This window comes from Caloramator sp. CAR-1, assembly GCF_030546345.1.
GTDB lineage: Bacteria > Bacillota > Clostridia > Clostridiales > Caloramatoraceae > Caloramator > Caloramator australicus.
The window spans coordinates 13,105-25,091 of sequence record NZ_JAUONW010000004.1 but is presented as its reverse complement, the minus strand read 5'-3'; the positions used below and the strand labels follow the sequence as shown (position 1 = coordinate 25,091).

At 32.2% G+C, this 11,987-nt stretch carries 12 protein-coding genes; 7 read left to right on the top strand and 5 right to left on the bottom strand.

What is annotated here, in order from left to right; translation table 11 throughout:
• Window positions 1-52 precede the first annotated feature (52 nt).
• The 7 genes from Q3V94_RS00600 to Q3V94_RS00570 all read left to right on the top strand — a co-directional run bounded on the left by Q3V94_RS00600 (window position 53) and on the right by Q3V94_RS00570 (window position 6,727).
• Window positions 53-973 (top strand): hypothetical protein, encoded by a 921-nt coding sequence (locus Q3V94_RS00600; RefSeq protein ID WP_303524594.1) that lies wholly within the window; start codon window positions 53-55, stop codon window positions 971-973.
• Window positions 974-1,043: 70 nt separating this feature from the next.
• Window positions 1,044-1,208 (top strand): hypothetical protein, encoded by a 165-nt coding sequence (locus Q3V94_RS00595; protein WP_008907812.1) that lies wholly within the window; start codon window positions 1,044-1,046, stop codon window positions 1,206-1,208.
• Window positions 1,209-1,305: 97 nt separating this feature from the next.
• On the top strand, window positions 1,306-2,604 hold the full coding sequence (locus tag Q3V94_RS00590) for a helix-turn-helix domain-containing protein (protein WP_303524592.1): 1,299 nt from the start codon (window positions 1,306-1,308) through the stop codon (window positions 2,602-2,604).
• Between the two features lie 15 nt (window positions 2,605-2,619).
• Window positions 2,620-3,888: a tetratricopeptide repeat protein gene (locus Q3V94_RS00585; RefSeq protein WP_303524590.1), complete on the top strand. Its 1,269-nt coding sequence runs from the start codon at window positions 2,620-2,622 to the stop codon at window positions 3,886-3,888.
• Between the two features lie 25 nt (window positions 3,889-3,913).
• Window positions 3,914-4,525 carry a hypothetical protein gene (locus Q3V94_RS00580; protein WP_303524589.1) on the top strand — a complete coding sequence of 204 codons (612 nt, stop codon included), beginning with the start codon at window positions 3,914-3,916 and terminating at the stop codon, window positions 4,523-4,525.
• Between the two features lie 61 nt (window positions 4,526-4,586).
• On the top strand, window positions 4,587-4,985 hold the full coding sequence (locus Q3V94_RS00575; RefSeq protein ID WP_303524587.1) for a 4Fe-4S binding protein: 399 nt from the start codon (window positions 4,587-4,589) through the stop codon (window positions 4,983-4,985).
• A gap of 2 nt (window positions 4,986-4,987) precedes the next feature.
• On the top strand, window positions 4,988-6,727 hold the full coding sequence (locus Q3V94_RS00570; RefSeq protein ID WP_303524585.1) for an aldehyde ferredoxin oxidoreductase N-terminal domain-containing protein: 1,740 nt from the start codon (window positions 4,988-4,990) through the stop codon (window positions 6,725-6,727).
• An 81-nt stretch (window positions 6,728-6,808) separates the two neighbouring features.
• Here Q3V94_RS00570 and glpX read toward each other — a convergent pair whose 3' ends face one another.
• From glpX to Q3V94_RS00545, 5 genes are all read right to left on the bottom strand, one after another.
• Complete coding sequence (gene glpX / locus Q3V94_RS00565) at window positions 6,809-7,762, bottom strand: class II fructose-bisphosphatase (RefSeq protein WP_008907818.1); 954 nt, start codon at window positions 7,760-7,762, stop codon at window positions 6,809-6,811.
• Between the two features lie 116 nt (window positions 7,763-7,878).
• Window positions 7,879-8,694: an ABC transporter permease gene (locus tag Q3V94_RS00560; protein ID WP_303524583.1), complete on the bottom strand. Its 816-nt coding sequence runs from the start codon at window positions 8,692-8,694 to the stop codon at window positions 7,879-7,881.
• A complete protein-coding gene (locus Q3V94_RS00555) occupies window positions 8,684-9,451 on the bottom strand; it encodes an ABC transporter ATP-binding protein (RefSeq protein ID WP_303524582.1) in 768 nt (255 codons plus the stop codon). The genes Q3V94_RS00560 and Q3V94_RS00555 overlap by 11 nt, the downstream gene beginning before the upstream one ends.
• A gap of 21 nt (window positions 9,452-9,472) precedes the next feature.
• Window positions 9,473-10,264, bottom strand: a complete 792-nt coding sequence (locus tag Q3V94_RS00550) for an ABC transporter substrate-binding protein (RefSeq protein ID WP_303524656.1) — start codon at window positions 10,262-10,264, stop codon at window positions 9,473-9,475.
• A 47-nt stretch (window positions 10,265-10,311) separates the two neighbouring features.
• Complete coding sequence (locus tag Q3V94_RS00545) at window positions 10,312-11,949, bottom strand: recombinase family protein (protein WP_303524581.1); 1,638 nt, start codon at window positions 11,947-11,949, stop codon at window positions 10,312-10,314.
• Between the last annotated feature and the right edge of the window lie 38 nt (window positions 11,950-11,987).

Below are 11,987 nucleotides of genomic sequence, written 5' to 3'. Positions count from 1 at the left end.
AAATGGATTTTGTGGATATAATTACATGTAAAATGATTTTTAGGAGGGTCCCATGAAATCCAAAAGATTTTTTAAAAGCGAAATAAAGTTTTTATTAATTTTAATATTGATAATAATCCTTCCTATTATAATAGTAGGCGGAAGTAAATTAAGAAAAAGGGACTTTAAATATTATCTTTTAAATAAAGACTATGATAAATTATACACCTTCATAAGATATCCATCCTTTACAAAAAAGGTCTTTGAAAAATATATGAGTTATAATTTCAGTGGTGATTTTGAAATTATAGAGGATAAAAGGGTTAATGGCTATAGATTTATAACAGTTAAAACGGATAAGGGAGAAAAAATTATATCATTGTCTTTAGAGGATGGAAAAGAATACTGGTTTTTTAACGACTATGCAAATGATTTTTACATTGAAGCACCTCTAAATGCTAAGGTTTTTATAGAAGATATGGTTTATATAAATACAACAGGAAGATTGAAGGTTGAAAAACTTCCTCTTGCCCTTTATGATGTAGAAGCGGTTCTTGAAAATTGCATTCCTTTTAGAAAAAAAATACTTGCAGGACAGAATTTTAAAATTGAGATGAAATTGAAGGAGGAAGCGATAAAGACATGCTTAAAATCCATCGAGGATTACTATAACTTTTATCAAAATAGCATAAACACATTAAAAATCCAGGATATTTCCGTTTTGGATAAAAATAGCGGACTTTATAAAGAGGTTTTGGATGAAATTGCTTGGAACAAAGATTTAGGGAATAAGGTAAAGAAAAAAATATTAAGTTATGAACTAAAAGAGGCAATTTTGGAAAAGGAAAACATAAAATTAAAAATAAAGGAAAAGTGGGAAATAAAAATAGACGATGGGAAAAAGCAGAGCCAAAAATCAGAGGAATATGAAAAATATTATATATTTCTTTATAGCAAACCTAACTTAATTTCCCAAATTATAACAAATAAATAATACTTTTCATGTTTAATATTAAAATAATTACACACTCTATATTTAGAATAATTTGAAGGGAGTGTGTAATATGAGAGGAAGATTCATTAGTGGACTTGCGGCAGGAACTATTCTCGGTGCAATAGCAGGTATGATGATGGTTCCTCAAATGGACTATAGAAATAGAAGAAGGATAAATCGTGCAAGTAGAAGAGTAGAGGAGCTATTAAACGAATTAAGACAAAATTTAAGATGAAAAAGCAGGTTTTCCTGCTTTTTCTTTTTTTTATTTACTAAATAAGTCGACTTGTGTATAATTTATATAAATAAATTGTTAAAAAAGGGGATGTGCTATGGAAGTTTTAACCTTGGGGGAAAAGATAAAATTAAAAAGAAAAGAAAAAAATTTAACATTAAAGGAACTTGCTGGTGATAGAATAACTCCTGGACAAATAAGCCTTGTAGAATCTGGGAAATCAAATCCAAGCATTGAACTATTAGAATATCTTGCAGAAAGGTTAGAAACAGATATAGAGTATTTTTTAGAAAGCGAAGAAAAACAGGCATCAAGGATATGTGAGTTTTATTCAAATATATGTGAATCAGCGATAATATCTGAAAACTATTTAAGAGCAGAGGAGTTAATAGAAAAGGGACTTTTCTATGCACAAAAGTATAATCTTAATTATTATAAAGCAAAATTTGAATATTTTTATGCAAAGATTATGTTTAAGAAAAATGATTTAGAGGGAGCACAGCTTCACTGCTTAAATGCCAATAGCTTGTTTTTAAAATTGGATAATATAGATTATATAATAAAGAGCTTTTTGTTACTTGGACATATAAGCATTATGATGGGATATATAACTACTGCATTAAATTATTTTATTCAGGCAGATGGTATATTGAATGAACATAATCATATAGATGAAGTTTTAAAGGCAAATATACTTTACAATATAGCAATGTGCTACTATAAGTTAGGTAACAATGAACAGGCAATAGCCTTTGCTTCACTTGCAAAGGACAAGCTTGCAGCATTAGAAGATAAAAAACAGTATGGAGAAACTTTAATGCTTCTTAGTATATCATATGCAAAGGAAAATAATTTAAACGAGGCGCTAAGATATGCAAAACTTGCAAAAAAGATATTTTCAATAATAGAGGCAAATAGGGAGATTTCTGATATAGAGATGAATTTGGGGATGCTTTTTTCACAAACAGGTGATGTTCAGCAGTCCTTTGATCATTTAGAAAGGGCATTAAGGCTCAAAATGGAATATAAGGATGCGTCAGTATATGAGGCTTTATTTATATATTGCGATAATTATATAAAGCTAAAGGATTATAATAAGGCACTAGACCTAGTAAATAGAATTTTAAACGATGCTGGAGACAACGAGAAAATTAGAATAAAAGTATATGAATATTTATATCGAATATATGAAGCAAAGGAAGATTATAAAAATATTGAACTTTCACTGCTTGAAGCCGTTAAATATCTTGAGAATCTAGATTACAAAAAGGAACTTGCAGACTTCTATACTCTTCTTGGAAAGTTTTATATGAAATCAAACGAAAAGGAACTGGCATTGAATTTTATAAATAAAGGATTGGAAATTTACAAAGACTTAGGAATAATTTTGACGTAAACGGGTGGTGGGATCATGATTACTATTGGGGAAAAAATAAGAAAAAGAAGAAAGGAATTAGGTTATACATTAAAGGAAGTTGCAGGGGATAAAGTTACAATTGCCCAATTAAGTTCAATAGAGAACGGTAAGAGCAAACCAAGTAGAAAACTACTTGAATATTTAGCAGAAAAATTAAAAGTAGATGTTGAATATTTTACACTAAATGAGGTAGAAGTAACTCATAGGGATTTTAAAAAGATAATTAAAACTGCTTATAGCTTTTTTAATGAAGCAAAATATGATGAAGCCTTACGAGCAATAGAAGATGCCAGATTGATTTTCAATAATCTCTTGAACCATGATAGAGGAGAATATTATAAATTTATAGGGGAATGCTACTACAACAAAGGTGAATATGAAAATGCCTTTGAGAATTTCAATAAAGCGCTGATTAATTTTTCTAAAATTTCTGACTATGACAATATGGCAGACTCTAATATAAAAATAGCAAACAGTTTATATATGTCTAAAAAGTTTCAGATGGCCCTTGCTTATTATAAGAGTGCAGAAAATCTTATTCCATTTGTTAAAGATAATTCTATAATTGCAAGAATATACTATGATCTTTCATTATGTTATTATACATTAGATAGATTTAGATTTTCCAAAGAGTATCTTGATAAATGTTTAGATTTCATTAAGGAAAAGGATTTGTCTTCTAAAACAGATCTTATCCCATATATTAATATGATGGCGGGTATTATCGATCTTAAGGTTGAAAATGTAAGGGAGAGTCTTGAAAAGTTTCAGGAGGCCTTCGAAAAATATAAGCTTAATGGTGATATGATTGGAATGGGAAGGGCTATGAACAATATAGGTATATGTTATATGGAACTTGAAGAATATGATAGGGCTCTTAACTGCTTTAAGGAAGCGATAGACTATAAAGTCATAGGCAACGATGAGGAAATGATGGATCCTTATTTAAATATGATCGAAATTTATGAGAAAAAAGGGGACAAAGAAAATATTTTAACTGTATTAAATGATGCCGAATCCAATTTAATAAAATTAAACGATATATCAACATTAATAGATGTTTATATTTTAAAAATGGAATATTATATAAAAGAAAAAGATTTTGATAAAGCTGAAATATACGGCTTTTTAGCTCTTGATAATGCAGAAAGAATAAAAAATATAGACAAATTGAATAAAATATATATTGCTTTGTCAAAACTTTATAGAATGATAGGAAATGAAAACCTGTCTATTGAATATATGTTAAAGGTAAAAAAGTAGGCCCTTGGCCTTAAGGAGGGGTAATATGGATTTTAATGGGTTTGTTGCAGCTGATTTTGATTTTTTTAAAAAGAAGGATAAATTTACAAAGGAGGAGTATGATAAATTTAGAAATGAAGTAAAGCTTCATTTTAGAAAGTTTTGCTATGAACTTCAAAAGATTTACCATAAAAATACCGATGGTGTTTTAGAACTTGATAAAGAATTTCATGGATTTTCTAAAAAAAGTGAAGAAATTGCGGCATATAACCTTATTAAAGATGATATGAGAATAAAATTTTTTTTAAATAGTGAAAACGTTGGAATATGTTTAGAAATAAAAGATGATAACTTAAAGGATTTTTTAACTAAATATAAGGACGTTATAAAACAATTTCTGTTTTCTAATAAACATGCTTTTATAGAGCTTCAAAATTTGGGAAAAGGCGATAAAAAAACAAGGATTTTAGCCTTAGATTATAGCGAAAAGAATTACGAAGGTTTCATTATGGAATCTAATAAATCCAAAACCCTATTGGTTGGCTTTATATACAACAAAAATGAAGCCATTAAATTAGGTAAAGATATTACAAAACACATACATGAAAATTACTATGAAATCAGCAAAATTAAGGATCTTATGTTGCAAAATAATTAGAAATGTATATAATAAAGAAATGTGGTGTTAAATATTTAACAAACCTACAGGAGGTAAAATTATGCCAAAAGTTCTAAGAGTCGTAGATAGGAGAAGGTGCATTGGTTGTTTATCATGTAGGCAGGCTTGTGCAAGATTAAGGGGAGATTATTCCCCTTCAAATGCAGCATTAGATGTCAAAACTGCTGGCGGAATGTCGGGAGAGTTTATTATAACTATTTGTATGGCATGTGAAGATCCTGCATGTATGGAAGCTTGTAAATTTGGAGCTTTAACAAAAAGAAACGGGGGAGGAGTTGTCTTTCATAAGGATAAATGCACGAAATGTGGTGCCTGTGCAAGGGCTTGTTCTGTAAGCGCTATTAGAATGGATAAGGAAGGGTATCCAATTATATGCACCCACTGTGGTTACTGCACAAGATATTGTCCCCATAGATGTATTGCAACGAAGGAGGTTTAACTATGTTGCATAAAGACTTTATAAGGGTTTTGTATATAGATCTTACTAATGAAGAATATAGGTTTGAAGAACGAAGGGACCTTTTTAAGTATTTAGGTGGAACAGGTGTTGCGGCAAAACTTTTAGAGGAAAATATAAAACCAGAGCTTGATCCCTTAGATCCAGCCCAACCTATTATTTTTGCAAATGGCCCCTTATCCTTTGTTATGCCAGTTTGCACAAAGGTTGTTGCAACGTTTTATTCACCACATACAAGGGAATACGGGGAAAGCCATGCCGGTGGACGTCTTGCAATGGCAATGAGATTTAACAATATTGATGCAATTGTTATTACCGGTAGAGCAAAGCACCCTGAATATCTTGTTATAGATGATAAGGTTCTTTTTAAAGATGCAAGGGCGATGTGGGGGCTTTCAGTTGAGGATACAGGTAAAATTTTAAGACAGCATACTTCAGGAAGCGGTATTAGAAGCTCCATGAGAATCGGACGTTCAGGAGAAAATTTGGTTTCCTATGCTGGGGTTAATGTTGATACCTATAGGCATTTTGGTAGGCTTGGACTTGGTGCAGTATTTGGATCAAAATTGTTAAAGGGTATAGTTATAATTGGGGATGAACCTGTTAAAATACCAAAGGAAAATATGAAAAAATATAGAGAAGTATATGACAGCATTTATGATACCGTAACAAAAACTGATGTTATGGAAAAATATCATGCTGTAGGAACAAGTATAAATGTCCTTCCATTAAATGAAATGAATTCACTTCCATCATTAAACTTACAAACCACAAGATACGAACATGCTGAAAATATTTCAGGTGAAAGATTTGCAAAGGAAGTATTAGTAAGAAAGGTTGCATGCTCAGGATGCCAAATAGGATGCATACATATAGGACAATTTAGAAGAGAGTTTGATGATGGTTATGAATATGAAACTGTTAATGTATCCTATGACCATGAATTGGTTTTTGCCCTTGGCAGCTTTGTTGGCCTCAAAAATCCTGAAGAGGTTTTACAGCTTATCGATGTTGTTGAAAGGGAAGGATTGGATGCAATTTCAACAGGAGTAGCTTTAGGATGGGCAACTGAAGCTTACAAGAGGGGAATAATAACAATTGATGATACATTAATGCCCTTTGAATTTGGAGTGCTACAAAACTATATGGCTGCGGTTCATTATATTGCAACTGGTAAAAATGAGTTTTACAGAGCCCTTGGAAAGGGAGTTGATTTTGCTTCTAAAAAGTATGGCGGACAGGATTTTGCATGCCATCTTGGAGGAAATGAGATGCCGGGCTATCATACGGGATATGGCAGCGTAGTTGGTTTTTCTGTAGGATCAAGACATTCACACCTTGATAATGCAGGTTATTCAATAGACCAGGCAAGAACTAAGGAAGATGATATAGTTAAAAAGATATTTGAAGAGGAATTAGAAAGAAACATATTAACCAGCCTCGTTATATGTTTATTTGCAAGAAAGGTTTATAACAGGGATACGATAATCAAGGCATTAGATGCAGTAGGGATAACATTAACAAATTCAGAACTTACGGAAATTGCAAAGGAAATTTTAAGAACAAAATATAGAATTAAAGAGAAACTTGGTTATTCGCTTGACCAAATAAAGATACCTAAGAGATTTTTTAAAACTATTACTTTAAATGGAAAGCTTGATGAGGAAAAGGCAAACAATATGGTAAAGGAATATAAAGCCATGATAGATGAGCTAATGAAGTAGCAAAATAAAAATACACTCAAGTTAACGGGGGTAAACTTGAGTGTATTTTTATTTTAACTGGTGCTGGTAAGGAGGATTATCTTAGAAAATTTTGTGGATTGTGTTGATAAATCTTACAGTTCCTGTTTTTGCCCTCATAACAACAGATTGGGTCTTTGCTGTATCATTTTGATAGAATACAACTCCCTTTAAAAGGTCACCATTGGTAACTCCAGTTGCTGCAAAATAGACCTCATCGCCTTTAACTATATCATCTATATATAATATTTTGCTAACATCCTCAATTCCCATTTTTATACATCTTTCTTTTTCAGCATCATTGGTTGGATAAAGCCTTGCTTGAAAATCACCACCAAGGCATTTTAACGCAGCTGCAGCTATAACACCCTCAGGTGCACCGCCAATTCCTACCATAATGTCTACACCAGTATCTTCAAAGCCGGTTGCGATGGCTGCTGCAATATCTCCATCGGTTATAAGTTTCATTCTGGCACCGACTTTTCTAACTTCATCCATAAGATGATTATGCCTTTCTCTATCAAGCATTATAACTGTAACTTCATCTATATCTTTATTGAGAGCTTTAGCCACGTTTTTAATATTTTCACTTAAGGGAGCATCTAAACTAACAACTCCCTTTGCCTTTGGACCAACTGCAATTTTTTCCATATACATATCCGGTGCATGAAGAAGATTTCCCTTTTCAGCAACAGCGACGACAGATAGAGCACCAGGTAACCCCTTAGCGATAAGATTTGTCCCATCTAAAGGATCTACGGCTATGTCAAGCTCTATGCTTGTATCATCACCACAGCCTAATTTTTCGCCTATGTAGAGCATAGGAGCTTCATCCATTTCACCTTCACCTATAACAACAGTTCCCCTAACAGGCAAAAGGTCAAACATCCTTCTCATACCATCGACAGCAGCACCGTCTGCTGCGTTTTTGTCACCTCTTCCAAGGTAAATAGCAGACTTTAATGCCGCAGCTTCAGTAACTCTAATAAGTCCTAAGGCTAAATCTATATCTAACATCATTACCTCCTAAAATGATATACTATTTACATTAATATTATATACTAATTAAACATATAATGTCAATTTATTTATCATAAAAAATGAACAGATTATCGTAAAGATAATCTGTTCATTTAATTCTTCCATCCTAAAAATTTGTTTTCAAGTGATGCTACAATAATATACATTATATATGCTGCGATGGATAGGATTATTATGCTGAGCATAACCATATCAAGTTGAGCAACCTGACCACCAAAAACTATTAAGAATCCTAGTCCTTCCTTGGCTACTAAAAATTCACCAACTATTACTCCAACCCAGGAGAGACCAACATTTATCTTGAGGGCGGATATTATAGTTGGAACGCTGGAGGGTAATACAACATATCTTAAAATTTGAAATTTGGTTGCGCCAAAGGTTTTTAAAAGTTTGATTTTATCCTCATCAACCTCTTTAAATCCTGCATGGACAGAAATTATAGTAACGATTAAAGAGATCATGAGGGCGATAATGATTATTGCTGGTCTTCCATTTCCTACCCAAAATATAATTATTGGACCAAGGGCTATTTTAGGCAGGGCGTTTAAAACAACAAGGTAGGGCTCTAATACTTTGCTTAAAAAATCCCACCACCAGAGAATAACAGCAAAAATTGTTCCTATAAGGGTGCCAAGAACAAATCCAACGATGGTTTCATAGCAGGTTACGAATATATGTCTAAAAAGTTCACCATTTTGATAAAGTTTTATTAAGAATTTTATCATCCTTGTTGGCTGGCTTACTAAAAATGGATCGATTATCTTTAATCTTGCTGTTATTTCCCATTGTGCAAAGAATAAAACTAAAATTAGAATCTGAGTAAATATTATTAATGCCTTTCTTTTTTTTACATTCTTTAGGAATATTTCATGTTCCTTCGAATATTCTATTTTATTTTCATTCAACATGAATATCCAGCTCCTTCCATATAAGGTTGAAGTAGTCCTTAAATTCAGGAGCTTCCCTAACCTTAATAGGAGATCTATCTTTTATTGAAAATTTAATTTCCAATATATCCTTAATCCTTGCAGGCCTTTTAGATAAAACTACAACTCTGTCGCTAAGGCTGACTGCTTCAGAAATATCATGGGTAACCATTATTACTGTTTTACCTTCATTTTTAATAATTCTATAAATATCGTCGGATACTGCAAGTCTTGTTTGATAGTCAAGGGCGGCAAAGGGTTCATCTAAGAGCAATATATCAGGATTTAGGGCTAAAGTTCTTATGAGGGCAGCCCTTTGTCTCATTCCTCCAGATAATTGACGGGGATAATAGTTTTTAAAGCTTGAAAGGCCATATTTTTGAAGCATATATTCTACCATTTTTAAGTTATCTCCATTGAGCCTTTTTTGGATCTCAAGTCCAAGGACAATATTTTTATATATGGTTCTCCATTCAAATAGATAGTCCCTTTGAAACATATAGCCAATCTTATTTGAAGGTTTTGTTATTTCTTCATTGTCAATAAATATTTTCCCACTAGAAGGTTTAACAAGGCCTGCTATTACATTTAGAAATGTTGATTTTCCGCATCCCGATGGTCCTACAAGACATAAGAATTCGCCTTCTTTAACATCAAGATTTAAGTTTTTAATGGCCTCTGTTTCACCATCTATGGTATGATAAATGACGCTAATGTCTTTAGCCCTTAGCTTTATCACTATTATCCCCTCCTGATATTACTATTTAATGTTTTCAAGTGCCTTTTCAGCAAATTCAGTGGTAACTATTTTTTCATAGGATGGACGCATTGGAATAAGCTCTCTATTATAGCTTTGAATTATATCCATTAATCTTGATAGAGCTTCCTCTTTTAATATTGGGTCCTTTGACCATGTGTCTTGAGCCTTATATCTTTCAACAACTGTAGTAAGAAGGTCTAAATCTGAGCCTGGGAAAAAGCTTATAACAGCTTCTGCAATTTCCTTAGAAGTATGCTTTTGAACCCAAAGTTGTCCTTTATATATTGCATTGGTGAACTTTTGAATTATTTCTGGATTTTTTTCTACATAAGATTTAGTTGCAAAGAAACAGGTGTATGGGATTTCACCGGATGCTTTACCTATTGATGCTACTATATAACCGCCTCCTTCCTTTTGAAGCATACTTGCTGTTGGTTCAAAAAGGGCAACATAATCCCCTGTCCCTGATTTAAAGGCCTGTGCAGTTGCGGTAAAGGCGATATTTGTTATGATGTTTACTTCTTTATGGGGAGTAAGACCATGGTTTCTGATTACATATTCTAAAGTCATCTCAGGAACTCCACCAGGTCTTCCGCCGATAATTGTTTTACCCTTTAGGTTTTCCCATTTAAAATCCTCTTCCTTTTGCCTTCCTACTAAGAAGGAACCGTCCCTTTTAGTAAGTTGTGCAAAAAGAATGGCATAGTCTTCCCTTCCTTGATTGTAAAGATATATAACTTGTTCAGGACCGCAAAAGCCTATGTCGGCATTTCCTGATAAAACCTGTTGCATTGTTTTGTCTGCAACCACAACAAAAACACAAAAGATTATATATTAAATTAATTAGATGATCTCCTTCTAACTTTCCCATTCGGTAATTCTTTTTTACTACCTTTAAAATTAATCTCTATAGTTTCAGTATCTCCATACCAAACAATATTATCAACAACTGCTTTTATTAATTGACGCTTTGTGTTTATATCCACATAATCATAAAACTTTTTTATATTATTTAAACTATCCACAATGTTTTTGATAAATTGTTCCTTGTCAAATGTTTCATCTAGAGAAGTCGTTAATTCTTGTATTCTTTTATTTAACTTTGAATTTTCTTGTTTTAATGCTTGTATTTCTTCTTGTATAGTATCAATCACGTTATCATCTAAAATAGCCATCTTTCTTATTAAGCCTTTAATTATTTTTTCATTTTCTTCTATTTGTTTTTGAAGATTATTTATTTCTTTTTTAATAGTATTAGTATTCGATAGTAAGCTTTTGTCTATTGCTAATTCTTTTAAGATGATTTCTGGGTTAATATTCTTCAGATAATCAACTACATATTCCTCAGCCTTATATGCATTAAGCATTTTATTTGTGCATCTATTAGAAGCTCTATTTTTTAAATTGCACCTATAATATCTTTCCATATAGTCGTATTTTTTATTATAGTGGCTCCAGGAAGCCATTCCGCTGCCACATTCACCACAAATAATCATACCAGATAATAAAAATTTATTTCCTGTGCCTGAGCGTGGTGAAGATTTTTCTTTATTTTCTTTGATTATCTCTTGACACTTTAACCAAACATCAGAGGGAATAATTCCTTCGTGTTCTCCTACTGCAATGATCCATTCATTGATAGGTTTATCTTTTTTACCACCTTCACGCTTGTTATAGACCATTAATCCATTTTTACCATTAGGTTTGCCGCAAACTTTAGCACCTTGTTTTTTAAACCAATTCAATATCTTATCATCAGCAATACAATAGACAGGATTTATTACTATTTGCTCTACAGTAGCTCTTGAAAATTCTCCACCATTTTTGCCTTTAAAGTGATTTTTGCATAAGTAAGTTGCAACTGAATTAAAACCTCTTTTTTCAAGATATAAATCATATATAAGCTTTACTGTTTCAATTTCTTCTGGAACTATACTTAATTTATACATTTTTCTATTTTTACCATCTTCAGTTTTATAAATAATTGGTTCTGACTTGTAACCTAGTGGGGGAGTGCCACCGAGCCAGCGACCTGTTTTGGCAAGTTCAAGCATATTATCTTTAATTCTTTCTGCAATGGTTTCTCTTTCAAGCTGGGCAAAAACGGCAGCAATGTTCATCATTGCTCTCCCCATTGGAGTAGAAGTATCAAACTGCTCTCTAATAGAGATAAAGTCTATGCCTTGAGAAAGCAAAAAATTAATTGTAGTAGAGAAGTCAGCAACATTTCTGCTAAATCTATCAAGACGATAACAAACAACCACATCAAATTTTTTGGCCTTGGCATCTTTAAGCATCTTTTGAAATTGTGGTCTATTTATATCTTTACCTGAAAAACCTTCATCTTCATAAACAAGAATGGATTCTATATTTTTAAAGTTTTTTTCTATAAACTCTTTACACATTATAACTTGATTTTCAACAGAATCACCTTTTTCTGTGAATTTAGATTTTCTTGAATAAATGGCAAATTTCACACTTAAACCCTCCTAAAATTAACCAGCTCACAAAAATG